At 44.6% G+C, this 25,600-nt stretch carries 22 protein-coding genes; 16 read left to right on the top strand and 6 right to left on the bottom strand.

The features are described from left to right. Window positions 1-29: 29 nt before the first annotated feature. The gene (gene mfd, locus MSG38_RS10405; protein WP_248401772.1) at window positions 30-3,491 is read right to left on the bottom strand and encodes a transcription-repair coupling factor; all 3,462 of its coding nucleotides are present in this window, start codon (window positions 3,489-3,491) and stop codon (window positions 30-32) included. 6 nt (window positions 3,492-3,497) lie between these two features. Beyond that, window positions 3,498-4,067: a PilZ domain-containing protein gene (locus tag MSG38_RS10400; RefSeq protein ID WP_081228816.1), complete on the bottom strand. Its 570-nt coding sequence runs from the start codon at window positions 4,065-4,067 to the stop codon at window positions 3,498-3,500. A 227-nt stretch (window positions 4,068-4,294) separates the two neighbouring features. On the opposite strand from MSG38_RS10400, the gene lolC reads away from it, so the two are divergent. From lolC to lolE, 3 genes are read left to right on the top strand one after another with little or no spacing between them, the layout of a single operon-like run. Next, window positions 4,295-5,503 (top strand): lipoprotein-releasing ABC transporter permease subunit LolC, encoded by a 1,209-nt coding sequence (lolC, locus tag MSG38_RS10395; protein ID WP_081228815.1) that lies wholly within the window; start codon window positions 4,295-4,297, stop codon window positions 5,501-5,503. Next, complete coding sequence (lolD, locus tag MSG38_RS10390; RefSeq protein ID WP_048609370.1) at window positions 5,496-6,188, top strand: lipoprotein-releasing ABC transporter ATP-binding protein LolD; 693 nt, start codon at window positions 5,496-5,498, stop codon at window positions 6,186-6,188. Before lolC ends, lolD begins: the two co-directional genes overlap by 8 nt. Continuing rightward, window positions 6,189-7,433: a lipoprotein-releasing ABC transporter permease subunit LolE gene (lolE, locus tag MSG38_RS10385; RefSeq protein ID WP_248401770.1), complete on the top strand. Its 1,245-nt coding sequence runs from the start codon at window positions 6,189-6,191 to the stop codon at window positions 7,431-7,433. 206 nt (window positions 7,434-7,639) lie between these two features. Here lolE and MSG38_RS10380 read toward each other — a convergent pair whose 3' ends face one another. Further along, a complete protein-coding gene (locus MSG38_RS10380; RefSeq protein WP_017060232.1) occupies window positions 7,640-8,152 on the bottom strand; it encodes a DUF2062 domain-containing protein in 513 nt (170 codons plus the stop codon). Between the two features lie 17 nt (window positions 8,153-8,169). On the opposite strand from MSG38_RS10380, the gene MSG38_RS10375 reads away from it, so the two are divergent. From MSG38_RS10375 to pyrF, 11 genes are all read left to right on the top strand, one after another. Then, a complete protein-coding gene (locus MSG38_RS10375) occupies window positions 8,170-10,500 on the top strand; it encodes a DNA internalization-related competence protein ComEC/Rec2 (RefSeq protein ID WP_248401768.1) in 2,331 nt (776 codons plus the stop codon). A gap of 31 nt (window positions 10,501-10,531) precedes the next feature. After that, window positions 10,532-12,280, top strand: coding sequence for a lipid A ABC transporter ATP-binding protein/permease MsbA (gene msbA, locus MSG38_RS10370; protein WP_029405461.1), 1,749 nt, complete (start codon window positions 10,532-10,534; stop codon window positions 12,278-12,280). 14 nt (window positions 12,281-12,294) lie between these two features. Further along, window positions 12,295-13,302, top strand: a complete 1,008-nt coding sequence (gene lpxK / locus MSG38_RS10365) for a tetraacyldisaccharide 4'-kinase (protein ID WP_248401766.1) — start codon at window positions 12,295-12,297, stop codon at window positions 13,300-13,302. Then, on the top strand, window positions 13,283-13,462 hold the full coding sequence (locus tag MSG38_RS10360; protein WP_004736429.1) for a Trm112 family protein: 180 nt from the start codon (window positions 13,283-13,285) through the stop codon (window positions 13,460-13,462). The genes lpxK and MSG38_RS10360 overlap by 20 nt, the downstream gene beginning before the upstream one ends. Then, on the top strand, window positions 13,462-14,208 hold the full coding sequence (kdsB, locus tag MSG38_RS10355; protein ID WP_086970374.1) for a 3-deoxy-manno-octulosonate cytidylyltransferase: 747 nt from the start codon (window positions 13,462-13,464) through the stop codon (window positions 14,206-14,208). The genes MSG38_RS10360 and kdsB overlap by 1 nt, the downstream gene beginning before the upstream one ends. A gap of 292 nt (window positions 14,209-14,500) precedes the next feature. Continuing rightward, window positions 14,501-15,181: a (d)CMP kinase gene (gene cmk, locus MSG38_RS10350; RefSeq protein WP_017060237.1), complete on the top strand. Its 681-nt coding sequence runs from the start codon at window positions 14,501-14,503 to the stop codon at window positions 15,179-15,181. Window positions 15,182-15,287: 106 nt separating this feature from the next. Further along, window positions 15,288-16,958, top strand: coding sequence for a 30S ribosomal protein S1 (gene rpsA, locus MSG38_RS10345; protein ID WP_010439921.1), 1,671 nt, complete (start codon window positions 15,288-15,290; stop codon window positions 16,956-16,958). A gap of 121 nt (window positions 16,959-17,079) precedes the next feature. Then, entirely contained in the window at window positions 17,080-17,364 is a 285-nt protein-coding gene (gene ihfB / locus MSG38_RS10340) for an integration host factor subunit beta (RefSeq protein WP_017060238.1), read from the top strand. 129 nt (window positions 17,365-17,493) lie between these two features. Beyond that, entirely contained in the window at window positions 17,494-17,766 is a 273-nt protein-coding gene (locus MSG38_RS10335; protein WP_017066774.1) for a lipopolysaccharide assembly protein LapA domain-containing protein, read from the top strand. Between the two features lie 12 nt (window positions 17,767-17,778). Then, window positions 17,779-18,954 carry a lipopolysaccharide assembly protein LapB gene (gene lapB, locus MSG38_RS10330; protein WP_016769333.1) on the top strand — a complete coding sequence of 392 codons (1,176 nt, stop codon included), beginning with the start codon at window positions 17,779-17,781 and terminating at the stop codon, window positions 18,952-18,954. A 125-nt stretch (window positions 18,955-19,079) separates the two neighbouring features. Then, a complete protein-coding gene (gene pyrF, locus MSG38_RS10325; RefSeq protein WP_017078954.1) occupies window positions 19,080-19,775 on the top strand; it encodes an orotidine-5'-phosphate decarboxylase in 696 nt (231 codons plus the stop codon). A 110-nt stretch (window positions 19,776-19,885) separates the two neighbouring features. On the opposite strand, the gene miaE is transcribed toward pyrF, so the two are convergent. Both miaE and MSG38_RS10315 read right to left on the bottom strand, forming a co-directional pair. Then, on the bottom strand, window positions 19,886-20,641 hold the full coding sequence (gene miaE, locus MSG38_RS10320; protein ID WP_008224293.1) for a tRNA isopentenyl-2-thiomethyl-A-37 hydroxylase MiaE: 756 nt from the start codon (window positions 20,639-20,641) through the stop codon (window positions 19,886-19,888). A 144-nt stretch (window positions 20,642-20,785) separates the two neighbouring features. Beyond that, entirely contained in the window at window positions 20,786-21,550 is a 765-nt protein-coding gene (locus tag MSG38_RS10315) for a hypothetical protein (protein WP_048614538.1), read from the bottom strand. A 322-nt stretch (window positions 21,551-21,872) separates the two neighbouring features. Between MSG38_RS10315 and cysB the strand changes: the two genes are divergently transcribed. Together cysB and MSG38_RS10305 are read left to right on the top strand one after the other, a co-directional pair. Next, window positions 21,873-22,847: an HTH-type transcriptional regulator CysB gene (cysB, locus tag MSG38_RS10310; protein WP_017060244.1), complete on the top strand. Its 975-nt coding sequence runs from the start codon at window positions 21,873-21,875 to the stop codon at window positions 22,845-22,847. A gap of 140 nt (window positions 22,848-22,987) precedes the next feature. Next, complete coding sequence (locus MSG38_RS10305) at window positions 22,988-24,190, top strand: methyltransferase (RefSeq protein ID WP_248401764.1); 1,203 nt, start codon at window positions 22,988-22,990, stop codon at window positions 24,188-24,190. 192 nt (window positions 24,191-24,382) lie between these two features. Here MSG38_RS10305 and ald read toward each other — a convergent pair whose 3' ends face one another. Beyond that, on the bottom strand, window positions 24,383-25,507 hold the full coding sequence (gene ald, locus MSG38_RS10300; RefSeq protein WP_017060246.1) for an alanine dehydrogenase: 1,125 nt from the start codon (window positions 25,505-25,507) through the stop codon (window positions 24,383-24,385). Between the last annotated feature and the right edge of the window lie 93 nt (window positions 25,508-25,600).

The raw sequence follows: 25,600 nt of genomic DNA, 5'->3' as shown, positions 1-25,600 counted from the left end.
ATAATTTATATGTGCAAGTGGATTGGGTCTTATGCTGAAGGCAGCAAGTTTTGTCTGAATTCACCCAATAAATCACTAACAAATTGAATTCGTTTCCGTCTGTCGACCAATGGTATCGTAAACTTGAACTTTGTTGGTCCTTCCATTGAAAACTTTTGCGGTTGAGATTGCAATAGTTTAACAAGGTAGGCCGGGTTTATGTCAGCATCCGGGTAGAATTCTAAGAATCCACCCTTATCGTGAGCTTCAATTTTCTTCGCTTTGATAGACGCTGCGGCTAATTTTAGCTCAGAAACTGACAACAAGTTCTTGGTTGCATCAGGTAGAAGGCCGAAGCGATCAATCAGCTCGACTTTCAACTCTGCCAATTCGTCGGTGTCACTCACACTCGCAATACGTTTGTATGTTGATAAACGCGTGTTGATGTCTGGAATATAGTCGTCTGGCAATAGAGCCGGCAGACGCATCTCAATTTCAGTTTGTTCACGCAATAGATCATCAAGCGAAGGCTCTCGACCTTCTTTCAACGCTTCAACCGCTTGTTCAAGCATCTCCATGTACAAGGTGAAACCAACCGACTGGATTTGACCACTCTGTTCATCACCCAACAGCTCACCCGCACCACGAATCTCTAAATCGTGAGTTGCTAGGGTAAAGCCTGCGCCCAAGTCTTCGAGCGAAGCAATCGCATCCAATCGCTTGATCGCATCTTTGGTCATTGCTTTAGGGTGTGGCGTTAACAAGTAAGCATAAGCTTGGTGGTGCGAACGACCTACACGACCACGTAATTGGTGCAGCTGTGCTAAACCAAGGTTATCGGCTCTGTCCATCAAGATGGTATTTGCCGTTGGTACGTCGATACCGGTTTCGATGATGGTTGTACACACCAACAAGTTAAAGCGCTGGTGGTAGAAGTCATTCATGATGCGTTCCAGTTCGCGCTCACGCATCTGGCCATGAGCCACGGTAACACGCGCTTCTGGAATCAACTTCTGTAGTGACTCTGCTGTTTTCTCAATCGTGTCGACTTGGTTGTGCAGGAAGTAAACCTGACCACCACGCATGATTTCACGAAGTACTGCTTCTCTTACGATGGCATCATCACTCTCGCGAACGAAGGTTTTAATTGCCAAGCGTCGTGCGGGTGGTGTAGCGATGATCGAAAGGTCACGCATACCACTCATTGCCATGTTCAGCGTTCGCGGAATAGGCGTTGCAGTAAGCGTAAGGATGTCGACATCCGCACGCATCGCTTTCACTTTCTCTTTCTGACGTACACCAAATCTGTGTTCTTCATCGACAACCAGCAGACCGAGGTCTTTAAACTTAATATCACTCGAAAGTAGCTTGTGAGTACCCACTAAGATATCGACCTTACCGTCGGCGACATCTTGCATGATCAACTTCTGCTCTTTAGCTGATTTGAATCGGGATAGAACCTCAACACGAATCGGCAAGTTGGCGAAACGGTCACGGAAGTTCTCGAAGTGTTGCTGAGCAAGTAGGGTGGTTGGAACTAACACGGCTACTTGTTTGCTGTTGTCGGTACAAACGAATGCTGCACGCATCGCGACTTCGGTTTTACCAAAGCCAACATCACCACACACCAAACGATCCATGGCTTTTGCTTGACACATATCAGACATCACAGCATTGATGGCCATCGCTTGGTCATCGGTTTCTTCAAACGGGAAACCAGACTTGAAAGTAGCGTATTGGCCACGGTCGAGTACAAATTTGTAGCCAGGTTTTAGCTCTCGCTTGGCGTAAACATCAAGTAGCTCTGCTGCAACGTCACGGACTTTCTCTGCGGCGCGTTTACGAGCTTTTTGCCACGCTTCGCCACCGAGTTTATGCAGTGGTGCTGAATCTTCAGCGCCACCCGAATAACGCCCGATTAAGTTCAAAGATGCTACTGGCACGTAGAGCTTGGCATCGTTTTGATATTCAAGCGTTACGTATTCTGTTTTCATGCCACCGGCTTCGAGTGTTTGCAAGCCGATGTAGCGACCAATACCGTGGTCAATGTGCACAACAGGTTGACCCGGTTTAAGTTCGGCTAAGTGACGAATTACAGTATCGCTGTTAACACTTTTTTTGTCTTTCTTACGGCGCTGAACAACGCGATCACCCAACAGGTCGCTTTCACAGATAAGGGCGATGTTTTGCTCTTCGTGGATAAAGCCATGCTCAGCGGAACCGAGGGTCAAGCTGAACTTGTCTTTACCTTTAATCGCCGCATCGAGGTTTTCAACTTCGCTTGGACGAACTTTGATGCCTCGAAGTAATTCACTCAGTGCTTCACGGCGGCCTTCAGATTCAACTGAAAAGACCACTTTTCCTTCGAAGGCTTCAGTGAACTTTCTTAGGTTAGCCAAAGGTTCTTTATTTTGATGCTGAACGCTGAGGTCAGGCAGTGACGTAACCGGAAGGTTGATGCGCCCAGCTTTCTCTTCAATGGATTCTAAGCTCAGATTAACTTGTGGCTTCTGTTTGAAGTGTGCGAACAGCTCGTCTTTCTTTAGCCACAGTTGTTCAGGTGTGAGCAGTGGTCGCAATGGGTCAACACCGCGCTGTTCGTATCGATGAGCAACGTCGGTTAGGAATGAGTCTACTGCAGTCTCGACATCACCTAGAATCAGGAGTTGCGCTTCATCGGCAACGTAATCAAACAAGGTTTCAGTGTGATCAAAGAACAGCGGTTGCCAGTACTCGATACCAGCAGGCCACGTACCCTTAGAAACCTGCATATAAACCGATTCTGGTTCGCGGCGCGCATCAAACTGTTGGCGCCAACGAATACGGAAATCTTCAATCGCCGTTTCGGAGGTTGGGAATTCGTGAGCAGGCAGCAGGCGGATCTCAGAGATGTCTTCGATAGAGCGTTGGTTTTCAGGGTCGAAAGTACGAATCGTGTCGATCTCGTCATCGAAGAAGTCGATGCGATACGGGTCTTTACTGCCCATTGGGAATAGGTCAAGAATAGAACCACGACTTGCGTATTCGCCGGGGCCAAACACTTGATCAACGTAACGATAGCCTGACTTTTCAAGCTGTAGGCGCAGTTTCTCAAGCGAGTAGAGATCGCCCGTTTTCACCATTAACGTGTGTTGTAGCAAAAAGTCTCGCGGTGACTGGCGTTGCAATAACGTGCTGATCGGAACGATCGTGATGCCATCTTTTAGTGTTGGCAGTGCATAAAGGCGAGCGATACGATCTGAAATGATCTCTTGGTGCGGCGAGAAGCTATCGTATGGCAGCGTTTCCCAATCAGGGAATAATGCGACTTCATGTGCCGTAAACTGTTCAATTTCAGATTGAAGCTTAAGCGCCACTTGTGGGTCGGGTACAGCCAAGACGGTATGGCTGTTGTGTTGCTCTGCGAGTTTGGCAATGGCAAGAGCGAGAGACGAACCGACTAGGTTACCGATGTGCTTTTTGTCACCGGCACCTTTAAGTTTAGGTAGTGTAAATATGGATTTTTTGGTCATGTTAATTTACTTGTTATCTCGGTCTAGAGAGCGTTGACGCAAGAGTTTCTGTTGTTGATGAAGTGCCGCTTTAATGAGCAGGTCTTGGTCGGTATCGCGAAGATGAGCGTATTTAAATTTGATTTCGAAACCTGAGTCTTTCGCTTCGCTAGCAAATACTTCTGCGTAGCAATAAATAGCAGCAGCTGGGTGCTCTAGGAAAAGTTTGGCTTTTACTAAGCGACCCGGTTCGATGTCTGTTTTTGAAAAGCAGGAAAACTGACTCGCACCAAATGAATAGGTGTGAGTGCGAAATTTCTCATCATCTTGCTGCGATAACATAAAGCTCAACAAGAGGTTTAATTTTGAGTTTTGTGCATCCAATAAACTGGTGACATTCTTCAAGTCGCTGTTTTTCAGTTCAGCACGCGCACTGTCAGCTAACAGATCCAATTGGCTAAATTCACTTGCCACCACAAATGGTGCTGGGATCTCAGATTCGAATTGAATTTGAGAAGGTAAAGTGAAGCCGCTGTCCATTGGTTCAATATTAGCGGTAAGGCTATGGTGAACGGTGAAAAACTCTTGTTCTGTCATGCGTTAGTTCCTTGAAGTGATCTATTGATTATCGCTATGTGGCCGCAGTAATCAAGGTCAGTTAATTGAAAGTCTCAAATAGTTGTTTGAAATTTGGCAATTTGACAAGGTTCTGTTTTTCAAGCCTAACTAATTGAGTTAATTCACTCTATATTTTCAATTAACCCCTACACAGTAACAGCAATACCCGTTACATTAACCCGCATCCCCTTTAGATGGTTCAAAGTATGTTTCATCCTATTTCGTTGTTTGTTGGCCTACGCTATTTGAAAGGCCGTTCAGGTGATCGCTTTAGCCGTTTTGTTTCTTATATGTCGACGGCAGGTATCACCATTGGTGTGCTGTCTTTGGTTACTGTTTTATCGGTAATGAATGGATTCGAAGCGCAGTTAAAAGACCGAATTCTTGGTGTTCTTCCTCAAGCGGTGGTTTATGAGCAAGGTGGCACTACCTCTCTTGCTGCCCAAGCGCCTAATTTTGCTGAGCAAATCTCGCTTAATGGTCACGTTGAACCGATTGTCCGCAGTGAGGCAGTGATTCAGAGTCCGGCTCAGTTATCTGCAGGGTTGTTAATCGGCATTGAACCTAATTCAGACGACCCTCTTCAGAACCACTTAATTGCGGGCAGATTGTCTTCACTTAAGGCGGGTCAATATCAGTTGTTCCTCGGTCATACTTTGGCGAGAAACTTGAAAGTGTCTATGGGTGACAAAGTTCGCCTGATGGTGACCAGCGCTAGCCAATACACCCCATTAGGTCGTATTCCAAGCCAACGAAATTTCACCGTTGCCGGTATTTTCAATACAGGTTCTGATATCGACGCTCAACTGATGGTGACAGACATCCAAGATGCAGGGCGTTTGATGCGTTATAAATCAGACACTATTTCAGGTTGGAGACTGTTTTTTGACGACCCGTTTGAAGTTGCAGAGTTATCGACTCAGCCATTACCGGAAGGTTGGTTGTGGAGCGACTGGCGAGACCAACGTGGTGAGCTATTCCAAGCCGTTCGTATGGAAAAAAACATGATGGGCTTAATGCTTGGGCTTATCATCGGTGTTGCTGCTTTCAATATTATCTCGGCGCTTATCATGGTAGTGATGGAGAAGCAATCTGAAGTCGCGATTCTTAAGACCCAAGGCATGACTGATGGTCAAGTCATGGGGATCTTCATGGTTCAAGGCGCAAGTAGTGGCGTGATTGGTGCGCTCTCTGGTGGTGTGTTAGGTGTTGCCCTAGCTATGAACCTTAATACTATTTTAGAGGCGATGGGCGTTGCTCTATTCTCATTTGGTGGCCAGCTACCAATTCTGATTAACCCGATTCAAATCGCTGTTGTTGTGGTTTTGGCTATTGCACTTAGCCTGATTGCCACTGTATTCCCTTCTTATCGAGCATCGTCTGTGAAACCTGCTGAGGCCCTTCGTTATGAGTAATTTTCTTCAATGTAATGACATCCGTAAAACGTACCGTGAAGGCTCGTTAGATACAGAGGTGCTCAAGGGAGTCAGCTTTGAAATCGAAAAGGGTGAGCTAGTAGCAATCATCGGTACCTCTGGGTCGGGCAAAAGTACCTTACTGCATATCTTAGGCGCATTAGACGATGCTTCTGCGGGCAGCGTAAGTTTTCTTGGTCAGGACTTAGCATCTTTGAGTTCGAATAAGCAGGCGAAGCTTCGCAACCAGCATCTTGGCTTTGTGTATCAGTTCCATCATCTTCTCTCGGACTTTTCAGCGTTAGAAAACGTAGCAATGCCGTTGCTGATTGGTGGTGAGAAGCCTGCGAAAGCAAAACAAGAAGCACAGTTGTTACTTGATAAAGTGGGGCTAAGTCATCGTGTTGATCATCGACCTTCAGAGCTTTCTGGTGGTGAAAGGCAACGTGTGGCGATTGCTCGAGCATTGGTGAATAAGCCTGCGCTAGTGTTGGCGGATGAACCAACCGGTAACCTTGACCATAACACCGCACTGTCTATTTATGACTTAATGCGTGAACTGAACCGTGAGTACGATACTGCCTTTTTGGTCGTGACTCACGATGGTGAACTTGCCGGTAAGATGGATCGCCAACTTCACATGCAAGATGGTTTACTGGTCAACGTAGAAAAAGAGGAGAGCTAAGTGTTTTCTTCTTTATCCCTATTGATAGGCGGCCGATTTAGCCGTGCGAAACAACGAGACAAGATGGTGTCGTTCATATCTTTGTCCTCGACGATTGGTATCGCTGTTGGTGTCGCGGTGATCATTATTGGCTTATCTGCGATGAATGGCTTTGAGCGAGAGCTTCAATCACGAGTACTTTCTGTCATTCCTCACGGTGAGTTTGAAGGCGTGAATGAGCCTGTGACTCGTTGGGAGCATGTGATTGAGGAGTCGGTTAAGCACGATAAAGTCGTTGCTGCTGCGCCTTATGTAAAAATTACTGCACTTGCTGAAAAGGGCAAAGAACTCAAAGCAATTGAAGTTCGCGGCGTTGACCCACAACTTGAGCAACAGGTATCAAGCCTGTCGAGTTTTATCGATACGCAAGCTTGGAGCGAGTTTAAAGCAGGGCAACAACAGATCATTTTGGGTTCTGGTGTAGCGAAAGTGCTGAGTGCGAAAGTCGGTGATTATCTGACTTTGATGATTCCAACGGTAAACGGTTCTGTGAAGGTTCAGGCGCCAAAGCGTGTTCGAGTGAAAGTGGTTGGCTTGTTGACGCTCAATGGTCAGATAGATCACAGCTTGGCTCTAATCCCGATTGGTGATGCTCAGGTCTACGCAAACTTAGGTGAGGCGGTGACTGGAGTCTCTTTAAAAGTGACCGATGTGCTGAACGCGAATTCTATTGTGCGTGAAGTGGGTAATCAGCTTGATGTGTATGTGTATCTGCGCAGCTGGCAGCAGAAGTTTGGCTTCTTGTATCGAGATATTCAACTCGTTCGTACCATCATGTATCTGGTGATGGTGCTGGTTATTGGTGTTGCTTGTTTCAACATCGTCTCGACCTTAATGATGGCGGTAAAAGACAGAGCATCAGAGATCGCGATTTTAAGAACCATGGGCGCATCAGACGGCCTTGTGAAGCGCATCTTTGTTTGGCAGGGCGTATTCTCAGGCGTGTTAGGCAGTTTGGTGGGCAGTGCAATAGGTGTGCTAGTCGCTCTTAATCTCACGACGCTAATCAAAGGACTTGAAAAGCTGGTCGATCACCAGTTCTTGTCCGGTGATATCTATTTTGTCGACTTCTTGCCGTCACAACTTGATATGACGGATGTTGTTGTGGTTTCCGGCACTGCGATTGTGCTGAGTTTACTGGCGACATGGTACCCAGCATCACGAGCAGCGAAGTTGAATCCAGCCTCAGTGCTGAGTTCTAAATAGCATTAGCTTAAATAACAAAGCAGTTCCGCGTCGATAAATACAAAAAAGGATCCCAATGGGATCCTTTTTTATTGAATTCAATTCGTGTTCTTTACGACTTTCGTTACATGCCAATCTTGCAGAGGCTAGTGGCTCATCTGATTTTAACTTGTGTGCGTTTTAAGTGAAGCACATACAAGGTTAGATTGAATAACAAGTGATGGCGTTCAGTGCCTTGCTTGTCGCTTTTTCCAACTTCTTACTACTGAGTAACGCCATAAACCGCGAATACCAAAGTAGCCAATCATTGCTGAAACCACACCACAAATCAGACAACCCAATAAGAACGGAGGCCCTATAGTGCTCATTTGCGCCAAGATGAAGTCCCAGGACAATTCGAAATGGAAGGCTTGAGGTGGCACATGCATAACAAACGCCCCGACTTTATAAGCAAAGTAGAAGAGAACAGGCATGGTAACCGGGTTACTGATCCAAACAAGTGCGACAGCTAAAGGCAGGTTAACGCCACATGCTACAGCAAGGCCTGCAGACATAATCATTTGACTTGGTAGAGGGACAAACGCCATGAATAACCCAACAGCAAACGCGCCGGCCGCAGAGCGACGATTAAGGCACCATAAGTTGGGGTTGTACAAAACATTGCCAAAAACTTTCAATGCTTTCTGACGCTTGATTAGATCATGGTCAGGCATAAATCGTTTGATAAACTTTCTTGGCATAGGAGGAAGCTACTCTCTTGTTTAACACTTGGTTCTTGATTTCATTTGCTGCGACAGTTGTGTCTGCCAGCTTCTGGCCTGTGATGCCACATTGGGTTTGGGCACCATTGATGCTGTTGTTACTGCTAGCACCAACAAAGTATAGCGTTTTCCGGAGTGCAAGAGGTCCAGTAACAGCATTGATACTGGTTATCTGCCTAGGGAATGCGATTGAAATACAAACGAGTCGCTTATTCCAATCAGGGCAGAATACTACCATAAATGCGTCGGTTGTTAGCCTTTTTAGTGAAAATAGCCACGGTTTTGAAAGCGTAATAGTAGCCAGATCAATTGGCGGCGAAAAATTAATCTTTCCTCAATTGATAAAATTGCGTTTGTTTACCCCTTTTAAATTAACACTTGGAGATGATGTCTATTTATCGGCCTCAATAAAGCCGATATGGGGCAAACTCAATGAAGCCAGCTTTGACCTAGAAAAGTACTTGTTTAGTGCTGGCGTGGTTGCCAATGCAACTTACAGAGCAGAGACCAAATATCGAATTCACTCTAGCAACAACTTACGCGCCCGATGGTTTGAAACCAGCCTTGAAAGGTTAAGTCTGCTGGCAAATCAAGATCTCATTATCGCTTTGAGTTTTGGATATCGAGACCTTATTCCCCCTCAGCGGTGGGATATGCTTAAAAGCAGTGGCTTGATTCACTTGATGGCTATCTCGGGGCTGCACATCGGGATTGCCTTTGGTATCGGCTATCAGATTGGCAAAATATTCAGGTTACTTTCCCCTTCATTTCTTTGGTTACCTACAATATTCGGGCTCGGCTTGGCGTATTTCTATAGTTGGTTTGCTGGGTTCACGCTGCCAACCTTGAGAGCTTTAGTAATGTGCTCCATCGCCAGTTATTTCTTGTGGCGTGGGCAAAATATCAGTTTGCTTCGGTATGTTGCTTTAAGTCTGTGCGTGGTTCTGCTGATTTGGCCGTTTTCAGCCTTGTCGAGCAGTTTTTGGTTGTCCTTTGGTGCATTAGGCGCTGTTCTCTATATCGCGTTAAATACACAGCGCTCAGCTTCAACCTTTACATTTATCGACCGCGCACTCCAACTGATTAAGATTCAACTGATGCTGACATTCCTGATCGCGCCTTTCTCGATGTTGTTTTTCAAAGGAGTCAGTTTAGTCTCTGTTTTCTACAACTTGTTCCTTTTGCCTTGGGTATCGATGGTGACGATCCCGCTGTTGTTTCTGGCAATGTTTCTAAGCTTAATATCGGAGTCAGTGTCTGGCGTGGTTGGTATAACAGCGCTAGACAATGGTTTGGTTAGTCAGCTGTGGAAGTTGGTCGACTTGTCGCTTGAGCCTCTCGTATTTAGTCTTCCTTTCTCTGAGCGATTTTGGATCCAAGTCGATAATCAGACGATTGCATTATCAGTATTCCTTATCTTGTTTTTGAGCTTTGTCAGTCGGTATTTCAAGCGAACATTATCGATATTAGTAACTGCAGTGTTTGTGCTGTGGTGGGAGTTCGGTAAACCTCAGCAAGACAAGCTAACCATAGACATCTTGGATGTTGGGCATGGGTTGTCTTTGGTCTTGGAAAAGAACAATCAGATTGTTGTTTATGATCTTGGCAATGCGTGGCCAGGAGGCTCGGTTGTTGAGTCTTTGTTGATTCCTACTTTGAATAAGCGGGGGATTTATGAATTAGAAGGCGTGATTGTGAGTCATTTCGATTCTGACCATGCTGGTGGTTATCCGGCATTACTTGAGAACTATACGCCAAAGTGGATAAGAACCAGTCAGAACATTATTCAAGAACGCCAATCTATCACTCAAGCCCCGTCTAATATTCAAACATGTACTATTGGAGAGGTTTGGAACTGGCAAGATGTTGTTTTTGAGGTGTTGTGGCCGCCTAAGCAAGTAAAGAGGGCGTATAACCCACATTCGTGTGTGGTCAAGATCTCAGATCATAGTGCTGATTTCTCAATGTTGCTCACTGGTGATATTGAACTGGTAAGTGAGTGGTTACTTGCTCGTGAAGGAGAACAGCTAAGGAGTGATGTTATGTTGGTTCCGCATCATGGCAGCGATTCGTCATCGATTAAGTCGTTTATTGAGGCTGTGTCTCCTCAGCTGGCGATAGCTTCTCTTGCCAAAGGCAACCAGTGGGGAATGCCGAGTGAGTCTGTTATTGAACGTTATCAGGAAGCGGGGAGTACTTGGCTAGATACAGGTGAAAGCGGACAAATAACCATCACTCTTAGCAAAGAAGGTTGGCAATATCATGCGATTAGAGAACAACAAGGCGGGCAGTGGTATAGGCAGATGCTCCGTAAGGGAGTAGAATAGATAGATTATTGTGAGAAAATTAAGCGATTCTATGTCAACACAAACAGATGAAACTACCTGGGTTACATTTAAAAGACTTTGGACTTATATTCGACTATATAAGGCCGGCCTAGGTGTTGCGGTAATTGCGCTTATTATAAATGCCGTTTCTGATACCTATATGATTTCCTTACTAAAGCCGTTACTTGATGAAGGCTTTGGTAATGCTGAATCTGACTTTTTACGCACGCTCCCTATTATTATCTTTGCCATGATGTTTATTCGTGGTGTCAGTGGCTTTGTTTCAACCTATTGTTTGAGCTGGGTCTCTGGCAATGTGGTGATGGAAATTCGTCGCAAAATATTCAGTCATTTCATGCATATGCCTGTTTCTTTCTTCGATAAAGAACAGACAGGCGCATTGCTATCTCGAATTACTTACGATTCAGAGCAAGTGTCTGCGGCAACCAGTAAAGCGTTAGTCAGTATTGTCCGTGAAGGTGCAAGTATTATTGGCTTGTTGACGCTGATGTTCTGGAATAGCTGGCAGTTGTCTTTAGTGTTATTTGCTGTCGCGCCTTTGGTTGCGTGGGCGATCAGTATCGTATCGAAGCGATTCAGAAAGATCTCTAAGAACATGCAAACCAGCATGGGTCACGTTGCTTCTTCAGCTGAACAAATGCTGAAAGGACATAAAGTTGTTCTAACTTACGGTGGTCAAGATCTAGAAAAACACCGCTTTGATAAAGTTAGTAACCAAATGCGCCAACAAAGCATGAAGCTAATCACTGCTCAAGCGGCCGCTAACCCGATTATTCAAATGATCGCATCAGTGGCGATTGTTGTTGTTCTATTCCTTGCTAGTGTCGATTCTATTAAAGCCGAACTTACTCCTGGTACGTTTACCGTTGTCTTCTCTGCAATGTTTGGTCTATTACGTCCGCTAAAGGCGTTAACTAACGTAACGTCTGAATTCCAACGTGGTATGGCTGCGAGTACGACTCTATTTGGCTTGATGGATCTAGATACCGAGCAAAACAAAGGAACGTTGAAACCTGAAACTGTAACGGGTGAAGTTGCAGTAAAAGATGTCACGTTTACTTATGACGGTGCAGAGAAACCAGCACTTGATAAGGTCAGCTTTAATATACCGAAAGGTAAAACGGTTGCGCTTGTTGGGCGATCGGGTTCGGGTAAGAGTACCATTGCCAACCTATTTACTCGTTTTTATGACGTAGACTCTGGTTCAATTGAGCTTGATGGCCACGACATTCGCGATTACGAATTGAGAAATCTGCGTGAGCACTTTGCTCTCGTTTCTCAAAATGTTCACTTGTTTAACGATACGGTGGCTAACAACATCGCTTACGCAGCAGAAGAACAGTATTCACGTGAACAGATCGAACACGCGGCTAAGCTTGCTCATGCAAGTGAGTTTATCGATGGCATGGAAAATGGCATTGATACGGTTGTGGGCGAGAATGGCGCGAGTCTTTCTGGTGGTCAAAGACAGCGTATTGCGATTGCACGAGCGCTATTGAGAGATGCACCGGTTTTGATTCTTGATGAGGCAACGTCTGCACTGGATACAGAGTCAGAGAGAGCGATTCAATCTGCATTAGAAGAACTGCAGAAAGACAAAACAGTATTAGTTATCGCACACCGACTCTCGACCATCGAGCAAGCTGATGAGATTCTAGTGGTTGATGATGGTCATATTGTAGAAAGGGGCGCACATGCTGAGCTAATCGCACATGATGGCGCCTATGCACAATTACACCGAATTCAGTTCAGCGGATAAGATTAGGTCTTGTTTTGATCGAAAAAATTTGGTTTAACAATCACCCGTTGAAATATCTTCTCTGGCCGCTATTGTGGCCACTGAGTCTGTTGTTCAACATGATCAGTAGTCAGCGTCGTGATGCTTACCTCTCGGGGAAGAAAGAGACCTACCGCCCGCCTTTACCTGTTATTGTTGTGGGCAATATTACTGCTGGTGGAAATGGTAAAACACCGGTTGTGATTTGGTTAGTTGAGATGCTTCAGGCTCACGGCTTTAAACCTGGGGTCGTGTCTCGTGGCTACGGTGCAAAAGCACCAAGCTATCCGTTGGTGTTGGATGAAAATACGCCAGCTGAGCATTCGGGTGATGAACCTCGCTTGATTCGTAAGCGAACTGGTGCGCCAGTCGCAGTCGACCCTGTGCGAGCTAACGCAGTGAAAGTATTGCTGAGCAAAGGCGTTGATGTGATTATCACTGACGATGGCCTTCAGCATTACGCGCTTGAACGCGATATTGAATTTGCGGTTATCGACGGCGCAAGACGCTTTGGTAGCGAGAGCTTGATTCCTTTAGGCCCATTACGAGAGCCGATTTCACGTTTAGAAGAGGTCGATTTTTTGGTGAACAATGGCGGTAAAGCGCACGGGCGAGAGTTCTCGATGTCTTTGCTTCCAAGCCAAGCGGTTAACCTTAAGACAGGCCAAAAAAGGTCTGTGGCAGAATTACAGAAGCTGGTGGCTTTTGCCGGTATTGGCCACCCACCGCGCTTTTTTAAAACATTGGAAGATCTTGATGGTGATGTGGTTTTCACACAGGGCTTCGCTGACCATCAAGATTTTGATAAAGATGAACTTCATGCCTTAGCTAAGAAAGGTATGAATCTGATTATGACAGAAAAAGACGCTGTAAAATGCGAAGAATATGCTCAAGATAACTGGTGGTATCTTCCAGTTTCTGCGCGGTTCGATGAAGATTCGCAACAGCAAATTTTAAAAAGAATAAAAGAGGTTATGGAATACTATGGATCACCGTCTACTTGAGATCGTTGCTTGCCCTGTATGTAAAGGTAAACTAACTTTTGACAAGGATAAGCAAGAGCTTGTTTGTAAAATTGATCGCCTTGCTTACCCAATTAAAGAGGGTATTCCTGTTCTTTTAGAACCTGAAGCTCGCACCGTTTCTATGGATGAGGGTAAGTAATGTCTTATACGGTTGTTATACCTGCAAGATACCAATCGAGCCGTTTACCAGGGAAGCCACTTGCTGACATTGGTGGAAAGCCGATGATTCAATGGGTATACGAACAGTCAATGAAAGCGGGTGCCGATAAAGTTATTATCGCTACCGATGACGCACGAGTTGAAAAAGCGGCTAAAGCATTTGGCGCGACCGTTTGTATGACATCACCTAATCATGAGTCAGGCACTGAACGCCTAGCTGAAGTGATTGAAGTTATGAAGATTCCTGATGATCATATTATCGTGAATGTTCAAGGTGATGAGCCACTTATCCCACCTTCGATCATTAATCAGGTTGCCAACAATCTTGCGAACAGTACAGCTCCGATGGCAACGTTAGGTGTGGAAATCACTCATGCAGATGAAGTGTTTAACCCTAACGCTGTTAAAGTTGTAACCGATAAAGATGGTTACGCTTTGTATTTTAGCCGAGCAACCATCCCTTGGGATCGCGATGCTTACGCGAACAACGGTACTGCAGCGGAATCTCCTTTGCTTCGTCATATTGGTATCTATGCTTACCGAGCGGGTTTTATCAATACCTACATTAATTGGGAACCAAGCACTCTTGAACGTATTGAGTGCCTAGAGCAATTACGAGTACTTTGGTACGGTGAAAAAATCCACGTAGACGTTGCGGCGGAAGCGCCGGCTGCCGGTGTTGATACGCCTGAAGACCTAGAAGCGGTTCGAGCTATTATTGGCTAAGCTTCTTTGAGCGAGTTCTTGTTTGCTCTACAAAATGAAAAATGATGAGCCTTGCCTATTGCGAGGCTTTTTTCTATTTACCGAAAAGCGCGCTATCGAAAAGCGCGTGTGTGTCTTATTGACCTAAGCAAACGGATATTGAGATAGTTGCATTGGTTTATGCATCATCAACACGGAATTATCTGAGATTTACCTCGCTCGAGTACCAATTTTTCTCTATAATATGCCGCCTATAAAGTAGTGGCGAATCGCTAGTACAGAATAAAACTTACGACAAAACGTGGAGTAAAAGATGCCTTCTCAAAGCCCAGTGATTACGGTTGATGGACCAAGTGGTGCAGGTAAAGGTACCCTGTGTATGTTGCTAGCAGATAAGCTAGGCTTTCATCTTCTAGACTCAGGCGCGATCTATCGCGTATTGGCTTTAGCGGCAATTCACCATGGTGTGGATACTGAATCAGAGGATGCTTTAGTACCGCTTGCTACACACTTAGACGTGCAGTTTATTGCTGAAGGCGACTTAGTTAAGGTTATCCTAGAAGGTGAAGATGTGTCTGGTGAACTTCGTAAAGAAGAGACTGGCATGGCGGCTTCAAAAGTTGCTGCTTTACCTCGCGTTCGCGAAGCACTGCTTCGTCGTCAACGTGCATTCAGCGCTGCGCCTGGTTTGGTTGCAGATGGTCGTGACATGGGAACGGTTGTGTTTCCTGAAGCTGAAGCGAAAATATTTTTAGATGCAAGTGCTGAAGAGCGTGCGAGTCGCCGCCTTAAACAGTTGCAACAGAAGGGGTTAGATGTTAAATTTGACGACCTTTTGAGCGAGATCCAAGAGCGAGACGATCGAGATCGTAATCGCCCAGTGGCGCCACTTCGCCCTGCAGAGGATGCTCTAGTGCTTGATTCCACCTCAATGAATATTGAGCAGGTAGTAGAAAAAGCACTACACTATATTGAATCGAAACTGGCTGGGTAATTTCGCCGAGCTAGTACGAACGTTGGTCGCAAGGATGATGACCGGCGAATTTATCAACCCCATGCGGTAGGATACCCATGGACGTTTAATTATTGAAGATTAAATAATGACTGAATCTTTTGCTCAACTCTTTGAAGAGTTTCTATCTGAAACTGAATTCCAACAAGGCAGCATCGTTAAAGGTACTGTAGTAGCTATCGAGAACGGTTTCGTTCTTGTAGACGCTGGTCTTAAGTCTGAATCTGCTATCCCTGCTGAACAATTCAAGAACGCTGCTGGCGAACTTGAAGTAGAAGTTGGTGCTGAAGTAGACGTAGCTCTAGACGCTGTTGAAGATGGTTTCGGTGAAACTCAACTTTCTCGTGAGAAAGCTAAGCGTCACGAAGCTTGGATCGTACTTGAGAAAGCTTGTGAAGAAGCTGAAACTGTTGTTGGTATCATCAACGGTAAAGTTAAAGGCGGTTTCACTGTTGAACTTAACGGTATCCGTGCTTTCCTTCCAGGTTCTCTAGTAGACGTACGTCCTATCCGTGACACTGCTCACCTAGAAAACAAAGAGCTAGAGTTCAAAGTAATCAAGCTAGACCAGAAGCGTAACAACGTTGTTGTTTCTCGTCGTGCTGTTATCGAATCTGAAAACAGTGTTGAGCGTGACGAACTTCTTGAAACTCTACAAGAAGGTACTGAAGTTAAAGGTATCGTTAAGAACCTTACTGACTACGGTGCATTCGTTGACCTTGGCGGTGTTGACGGTCTTCTACATATCACAGATATGGCTTGGAAGCGCGTTAAGCACCCATCAGAGATCGTTAACGTTGGTGACGAAATCCTAGTTAAAGTTCTTAAGTTCGATCGTGAGCGCACTCGTGTTTCACTAGGTCTTAAGCAACTAGGCGAAGATCCATGGGTAGCAATCGCTAAGCGTTACCCAGAAGGTCACAAGCTTTCTGGTCGTGTTACAAACCTAACTGACTACGGCTGCTTCGTTGAAATCGAAGAAGGCGTTGAAGGTCTAGTACACGTTTCTGAAATGGATTGGACTAACAAGAACATCCACCCTTCTAAAGTTGTTAATGTTGGCGACGAAGTTGAGGTTATGGTTCTTGATATCGACGAAGAACGTCGTCGTATCTCTCTAGGTCTGAAACAGTGTAAAGCTAACCCATGGCAGTCATTTGCAGAAATGCAAGCTAAGGGCGACAAAGTTACTGGTAAGATCAAGTCTATCACTGACTTTGGTATCTTCATCGGTCTAGAAGGCGGTATCGACGGTCTTGTACACCTATCTGACATTTCTTGGAACGCTGCCGGCGAAGAAGCTGTACGTGAATACAAGAAAGGCGACGAAATCTCTGCTGTTGTTCTAGCAGTAGATGCAGAGCGTGAGCGTATTTCTCTTGGCGTTAAGCAAATGGAAAACGACCCGTTCAACGCATACGTTGCTGACAACAAGAAAGGTGTTCTTGTAAACGGTACTGTTACTGCAGTTGACGCGAAAGGCGCTACTATCGAGCTAATCGAAGGCGTTGAAGGTTACATCCGCGCTTCTGAAGTTTCTCGCGACCGTATCGAAGATGCATCTCTAATCCTAAGCGTTGGCGACAGCGTTGAAGCGAAGTTCACTGGTGTAGACCGTAAGAACCGCGTAATCAACCTATCTATCAAAGCTAAAGATGAAGCTGATGAGCAAGAAGCAATGGCTTCACTGAACAAGTCTGAAGAAGGCGCGTTCGGTAACGCAATGGCAGACGCATTCAAAGCTGCTAAAGGCGAATAATAGCTTCTCATTAAGAGAATTATAGCTATCTAGCCAAGAAAGGAGCCGTAAGGCTCCTTTTTTTTTGCTTATTTTTCCGATAGGTCTATAATTTCTAAAAAGAAAACCAACGAGGGTAACTATGACTAAGTCTGAATTGATTGAAAGACTGTGCGCTGAGCAAACGCATCTTTCTGCAAAAGAAATTGAAGACGCTGTAAAAGACATTTTAGAGCATATGGCTTCAACACTAGAAAGTGGTGATCGAATCGAAATTCGCGGTTTTGGCAGCTTTTCTCTGCATTATCGTGAGCCTCGTGTTGGACGTAACCCAAAGACTGGTGACAAGGTAGAGTTAGAAGGTAAATACGTTCCTCACTTCAAACCAGGTAAAGAGCTGCGTGAACGAGTAAACTCAGGAATGTAGCCTACTTATCGGAATTAAGAAAAGCGGCATACTATAATGTATGCCGCTTTTTTATGACCATAATATGGTGGTCTGATTAGTAATTTTCCTGCATAATCGTACAGCTAACTAACCAATGAGTGATGAACTATGAAAATTATAAAAATAGTCGCCGTTATCGCACTTTTCCTAATTGCACTAGCTTTAGGCTCTCAAAACCAAACAACTGTGAATTTCAACTATCTGCTAGCGCAAGGTGACTTCCACCTCTCAAGTTTATTAGGTGTTGTATTCGTTTCAGGCTTCGCCCTTGCTTGGTTAGTCTTTGGTAATATGCACATGCGGTCTCAGCTAAAAATTCATCGCTTGAAGAAGCAACTCAATAAGCAATCAAAGCAGGTCGCTGCTGATACTAAAGCTTAAAGGCTATATTTGATGTTAGAGTTACTGTTCTTACTTTTGCCCATCGCAGCCGCTTATGGCTGGTATATGGGTAATCGTAATGCTCAGCAAGAAAAACAAAAGCAATCACACCAGATCTCCCGTCAATACGTGACGGGTTTGAACCTATTACTGTCAGATCAATCTGACAAAGCGGTTGATCACTTCATTGAGCTGCTTCAAGTAGACAATGAAACCATCGATACTCACTTGGCTTTGGGCAACTTGTTCCGCTCAAGAGGCGAAGTCGACCGCGCTATTCGCATTCACCAAAATCTCATCTCTCGTTCGGGGCTTACCCTCGATCAGAAGAACCTCGCACTGCAACAATTAGCCAAAGACTATATGGTCTCTGGTTTCCTTGATCGCGCTGAAAAAATCTTTGAACAACTTGTAGAAGAACCTGACCATAAAGAGGGCGCTTTACAGCAGTTGGTGGCTATTTATCAGCAGACCCGTGAGTGGAACAAGGCTATCCATTACGGAAATATCTTAGTTAAGCTCGGCAAGAAAAAAATGAAGATGCGTGCGACCGTTGCGCATTTCTGGTGTGAGCTTGCGATGCAAGAACAAGCCGATGGTAATCGTTCTAAAGCGCTTCAGCATTTTAAGAAGGCGCTTTCTGAAGACCCTAAATGTGTTCGCGCAAGTATCGCACTAGGGAAGTTCCACTTAGCGAACGAAGATTACCAAAAGACAATTGATTGTCTTGAATCGGTACTTGAACAAGATATCGATTTTATCAGTGAGGTGTTGCCAACCCTTGCTGAGTGTTACCACAAGCTTGGACAAGAAGCTCAATTGGTCGAGTTCCTCAAAGCGTGTATTCAGAAGAAAGCCGGTGTATCTGCCGAACTGATGCTGGCGCAATTGGTTGCTCACCATGAAGATGTAGGCTCTGCTCAAGAGTTACTGACAAAGCAGCTTGTTAAAAACCCAACCATGAAAGGTTTTTATCGATTAATCGATTACCACCTAGCGGAAGCAGAAGAAGGCCGAGCAAAAGACAGCTTAACCACACTTCAATCTATGGTTGGTGAACAGCTTAAGGTTAAGCCTCATTACCGTTGTCGTCAGTGTGGTTTCTCGACACACTCAATGTATTGGCACTGCCCTTCATGTAAAGGGTGGGGGACGATCAAGCCTATTCGTGGGCTTGATGGTGAATAGATTTGTGGTCATTTTAAGACCAAATTATTAATTGCAGCTTTCGGGCTGCATTTTTATGACTGTTATTTATCACCTGCTTAGGTGATTGAAAATTATTTAGAAAGTTAACTGCGTTAGGAGATGAAATGAACGACCAAAAAATCATTGTAGCCTTGGATTATGATAATCAAGCGGATGCGTTAGCCTTTGTCGATCGTATTGACCCAGCATCTTGCCGCCTAAAAGTGGGTAAAGAGATGTTTACCCTGTTTGGCCCTGAATTTGTTCGTGAATTACATAAGCGTGGTTTCTCAGTATTTTTAGACCTTAAATTCCACGACATCCCGAACACATGTTCAAAAGCAGTCCGTGCTGCCGCGGAACTGGGTGTTTGGATGGTGAACGTACACGCAAGTGGCGGTGAGCGCATGATGACAGCTTCTCGCGAAATCTTAGAGCCTTACGGCAAAGACCGTCCGCTGTTAATCGGTGTAACGGTACTAACAAGTATGGAGCAATCTGATTTAGCGGGTATCGGTCTGGATCTTGAACCACAACAACAAGTGATGCGCTTGGCTTCTCTGACGAAAAACTCAGGCTTAGACGGTGTTGTATGTTCTGCGCAAGAGGCATCTTTGCTTAAAGGTGCACTTGGTCAGGAGTTCAAGCTAGTTACTCCAGGTATTCGCCCTGTCGGCGCTGATGTTGGTGACCAGAAGCGTATCATGACGCCTTCTAAAGCGATTGAATCAGGCTCAGACTACCTTGTTATTGGCCGTCCGATTACGCAAGCGATAGACCCTGCTGCTGTGCTTGCGGAGATCAACGGTACGCTTGCTTAAATATACATTTAGATTGAGATACAAATAAAAAGAAGGCCAGCAAATTGCTGGCCTTAATTTTTTAGTCTGGATGGATTAGTCTAAACTGGACTGAATGCTCAGTGTGTAGCTTAAACCGGAGCACCACTATGGAATTTGAAGTCGCTGTCATCTGAAGTGATAAGATCAGCTTCTACTTGAGCAAAATGCGCAATACGCTCTGAAATATCTTTCCCTGCGATCTGCTCTGCTAGCTCAAGGTAATCTTGGTAGTGGCGAGCTTCCGAGCGAAGTAGAGACACGTAAAACTTCTCCATGTCTTCTTCCAAGAAAGGAGCCAATTTAGCGAATCGTTCACAAGAGCGAGCTTCAATAAATGCACCGATGATAAGCTTATCAACCAGAGCGTCAGGCTCGTAAGTCTTAACTTGTTTGATCAAGCCTTTAGCGTAACGACCCGCCTCAATTGGCTGGTAAGTCACGCCTTTCTTCTCCATCAACTCCATGACTTGGTAGAAGTGATGCAGCTCTTCTTTGATCAGCAGTACCATCTTATCGATCAGGTCAGCACCGTAATTACAGCCTTCTTTCGCGGTGATTTGCTTGGACACGTTGCTTTTACCACGTAGAGACTCTAAGTCTCCGATACGACGGTAAGCAAATTGCTCGTATGGCAAAATCCATTCATTCAGTTGCTTCGCGCTTTCTTTATCGACAGCGTACTTGCGAATAAGGAACAAAGCACTCTGTGCCGCCTTAAGTTCACACAGCATGTGATCGCGTAGAATGATGTGAAGATTTTCAGGCTTTTTGGCTTCATCTATCCATGAATCTGGCGTTTCGGCTTTAAGAAAAGAGTGGATTGGAGCGAGTAATTCTTGATACATGGTCAGGGAAAGTTTGTTGATAATACGGGGATTTTATCACAGCTCAAGAGATCTCCCTATACAGAGAAAGGAAATTCAACCGCTACAAAAAAGGCCGCCTATTTTAATGTAAATAAGGCGGCCTTTAAGTGTTGGATTAGACTGTTACCATTTCTTCTTCTGACCGAAGAGGGCATCCATATCATCTTCTCGCTCTTTAGATTCCATCTGCTGCAAATCTTGAGCGTTTTTGTCTTGGCGTTTCTGGTCAAGCTCGTTGAGCATCTGTTGAAGCTTTTCTTTGGCTTGATTAGAGTACGAGTCGTTCTTAGTCGCTAAAGCATCAATGCCTTTGCGTAATAGCTGAATCGCTGTTCCCGGTTGTCCGCGAGAAATCGAATCGTTTGCACGTTTAATAACATTTTCAATGTTAATACGGATTTGAATCGTTTCTAGGCGAGCATTTTCAACCACATAAGCTTGAGTCTCGAAACGGCCTTTATTGTGCTCGTTGCGCACCGTATCACGCAGGCGTTTAACTAACTTAAGCATCATGATTGCTTGCTTGTCACTACTTGGTACGCGGAAAGCGGTACTCTCGCCACCTTTGTAGTTCTCTTTAAGCTGAGTGATTTGTTGTTTTACGCTTTCAATGCGTTGGGCAAGCTGCTTATTTTTTGGATCGAGTTGATACATGTTTTCTAATGCATCAAGAATTCGATTGTTTAAGCATACAAGAAGATCTTGGCTAAACGGCATGTGATGAGCATTGCCAATCAGTTCTTCTGTACCGTCAATAATGGTTAGATAACGAGAAGCTTCCTGTTTCTTCGCTGTTTCTACCTTAACTTTATATTGAAGCATGATGTTGTAGCCTAAAACTAACACCAAAAGAACGGCTACTAAGGCGATTATTAAACCAATATTCATATATTTGAGTCTGCTTATTATTTTCTATAGCTAACTGGAGAGGATACACGATTCCATTGTGTATCGGCACTCGTAAATTGCAATTTCTGATTATCTCTTGTTGAGCGAAATCGGCAATCAAAACTTACCAACTAATGTATGAGAATGAGGGTTGGGTTGCAAAGCGTTAGTGATGTTTTTGTTTGTTAAGCTAGAAAAACTCATTTTTCCTGTCATTTTTGTGTTCGAAGCGTTATAACTATTAATTATATTACACGCGACTATAACGCTCTCTTTGCAAATAAGTTAGCACAGAAATGAGTAAAGGATTACGAGGTTAGATATGAAGTTACAGCAACTGAAGTACATTGTTGAGGTTGTAAACCATAACCTAAATGTTTCAGCTACAGCAGAGAGTTTGTACACATCTCAGCCTGGCATTAGTAAGCAAGTTAGATTACTTGAAGACGAACTAGGCATTCAGATTTTTGAGCGTAGCGGCAAGCATTTAACGCAGGTTACCCAAGCGGGTGAGGATATCATTCGTATCTCTCAAGAGATTTTGGCGCGCGTTGAAAGTATTAAAGCGGTAGCGGGTGAGCACACTCATCCAGAGATGGGTACATTGAATATTTCAACGACTCATACTCAAGCTCGTTATGCACTGCCTGATGTAATTAAAGGTTTCACAGCGCGCTATCCAAAAGTATCGCTTCACATGCACCAAGGCACGCCAAGCCAAATGTCAGAAGCCGTCGCTAAGGGTACAGCGAATTTTGCGATTGCAACGGAAGCGCTACACCTTTACCAAGACGCGATTATGCTGCCTTGTTACCACTGGAACCGTTCGATCGTCGTGACCAAAGATCATCCTCTGGCACAGAAACGTAATATCACGATCGAAGATCTTGCGGCTTATTCCCTAGTGACCTACGTGTTTGGTTTTACTGGTCGTTCTGAGCTTGATACGGCGTTCAACAAAGTAGGGTTAACACCGCGTGTTGTGTTTACCGCGACCGATGCGGACGTAATCAAAACCTATGTTCGTATGGGCATTGGTGTTGGTGTAATCGCAAGTATGGCGATTGACCACGAGCAAGATACTGATTTGGTTGCGATTGATGCGAGCCATTTATTTGGTGCGAGCACAACCAGTATTGGCTTTAGAAAAGGTACCTTCCTGCGTTCTTACATGTTTGACTTTATGGAGCGTTTTGCACCGCACTTGACTCGCCCTGTGGTTGAGCAAGCTATTTCTTTGAAATCGAATGAAGAGATCGAAGAGATGTTTAAAGATATCGAGCTGCCAGTTCGTTAATCTCGTCGTGTAAATCTAGATTCTTATTCGGCCTGTATTTGCAGGCCGTTTCTCTTTTGGGCTTTTAGCTTTCGTTTTCTTTATCGATCCTTTCCATTTCGACCTCTTACCCTTACAATCCACGCATCATAGGGGGAAGCATGCATTCACGATTTAAAATACTCGATTCATTTTTGCTAGAGCACCAGATTTACTGGCGTTCAGAGCCTTTCCACCTATGCCAAACTCAACAGCAGCCGTGGAAAGAGGTCAATCGTCCACTCGTTGATTGGTTACAAAGCTTAGATAATGAAAGCATTCAAACCTTAAAAGAGCAGCCTCAGCTTTTGATTGAGGAACTGACTCGTTTCCTACCTGAATTAGATACTGCTAGCCAAAACATCCAGTTCAATAACACAGCTTTGGTTGGTTTAGACCTCCCACGTGGTACTGCTGATGGTATTCCTGGCCGAAAGCTACATCAAATTGTCGCAATGGGTGAGGCTGTATTAGAGCATCACCATGGAAAAGAGTGGCTCGAGTGGTGTTCTGGTAAAGGCTTTCTTGGTCGAATCCTATCTCAGCAATCGGATCAAAAAGTCACGAGCTTTGAATGGCAGCAATCGTTATGCGAAAGCGGACAAAAGATTGCGGATGACCAGAAGTTAGCGATGAATTTTGTTCAAGGTGATGCTTTTTCTGAAAGCGCTGATGAAGTGTTTAACTCAAGCCAACATGCCGTAGCCCTTCATGCTTGTGGCGATCTTCATGTTGAGCTAGCTAAAAAGTCAGTGTCACATGGGCTACCAGCGGTGACTATATCCCCTTGTTGTTATCATCTTATTCGAGACGAAAACTACCAAGCGATGTCTTCTTTAGCGAAAAGATCAGCATTAACGTTAAGTAAGAGCGATTTAAGAATCCCGCTTCAAGAAACCGTCACTGGTGGTGAAAGAGTAAAAAGACATCGTCAACTAGAGATGAGCTATCGTCTAGGCTTTAGCCAGTTACTTAAGGCTGAACTTAACATTGACGAATACCTCCCTGTACCGAGCATCAAAAAATCAGAGTTAGCTGAGGGTTTTGAATCCTTCTGCCGTTGGGCATCTGAAGTGAAAGAGCTATCGCTGGGTTCAGAGATTGATTTTGACTCTTATTTAGTTCAAGGCGAAGCGCTTTTCTGGGAAATGGAAAAGCTGAGTTTGGTTCAACAAGTCTTTAGACGACCATTAGAGATATGGCTAGCTTTAGATCGCGCTATCTATTTGCAAGAGCAAGGGTATGAAGCTTCGATTGAAGAGTTCTGTGGACGTACTATTACGCCAAGAAATCTATTGATTCATGGGGTTAAAATCGAGCGCTAGTGGTAAGCAGTACTATTCGCGTTTTTTACGATCTCAACCCATTAATGCAAAATAAAGCTATAAATACAAATTAAGTCAGAAACGCAAAAAAGCCAGCGCGACATTATGTCGTACTGGCTTTTTGTTTAATGTGTATGAGTTAACTGAACGCTTCAACGAGAAGATTATTACGTTCAGTTAGTCATTACACCATTAGTTAAACATTGCGATTGCTTCTGCTGGGTCTACGTATTCAAGGTCAAAGCTTTCTGCAACTTCTTTACAAGTTACTTTACCGTGAATAACGTTTAGACCTTCTAGGAAGCCTTCATCAGATAGAAGTGCTTCGCGGTAGCCCTTGTTCGCTAGCTTAACAATGTAAGGAAGTGTTGCATTGTTTAGTGCGTAAGTTGAAGTGCGAGCAACAGCGCCAGGCATGTTTGCAACACAGTAGTGAACTACGTCATCAACAATGTAAGTTGGGTCTGCGTGAGTGGTTGCGTGAGAGGTCTCGAAACAACCGCCTTGGTCGATTGCAACGTCAACAACTGCTGAACCTGGTTTCATCTTAGCGATGTGCTCTTTTGTAACCAGTTTTGGAGCTGCTGCACCAGGGATTAGTACAGCACCAATCACTAGGTCTGCTTCTAGAACATGCTTCTCAATAGCGTCTTCAGTAGAATAAACCACTTTTGCGCGACCTTGGAATTCTTCATCAAGACGACGCAGCGTATCTACGTTACGGTCAAGAATTGTAACATCAGCGCGAAGGCCTACAGCCATACGTGCTGCGTTAGCACCTACAACACCGCCACCAACAACAACAACTTTTGCTGGTTCAACACCTGGAACGCCACCAAGAAGAAGACCACAACCACCGTTAGATTTCTCTAATGTTTGTGCACCTGCTTGAATAGACATGCGACCAGCTACTTCAGACATTGGTGCTAATAGTGGCAAGCGACCCATATTATCTGTTACAGTCTCATAGGCTACGCAGACAGCTTTGCTCTTGATAAGCTCTTCAGTTTGTGGAAAATCTGGTGCAAGGTGTAAATAGGTAAATAATATTTGCCCTTCGCGAAGCATAGCTCGCTCGACAGCTTGAGGTTCTTTAACCTTTACAATCATCTCTGCTTTCGCGAAAACGTCAGCAGCAGTAGGAAGAATGGATGCGCCTACAGCGATGTAATCATCGTCTGAAAAACCGATACCAGTACCGGCATTGGTTTCTACAAAAACTTGGTGGCCGTGTGAGATTAGTTCTCTCACGCTAGCTGGGGTCATACCAACGCGGTATTCGTGGTTCTTGATTTCCTTAGGTACGCCAATGATCATCCTGACTCCTCATTTTATTTTGGTTGTTTTATCTATGTGTAGGGTAATTCTGTCGAATTAATATCTAGTATAGATAGGTTCAGATAAAATTTG

This window comes from Vibrio sp. 1CM24A, from assembly GCF_023161725.1.
GTDB classification, from domain to species: Bacteria; Pseudomonadota; Gammaproteobacteria; order Enterobacterales; family Vibrionaceae; genus Vibrio; species Vibrio coralliirubri.
Note: the sequence above shows the minus strand (reverse complement) of the source record. Positions and strands in the feature narration are given on the sequence as shown.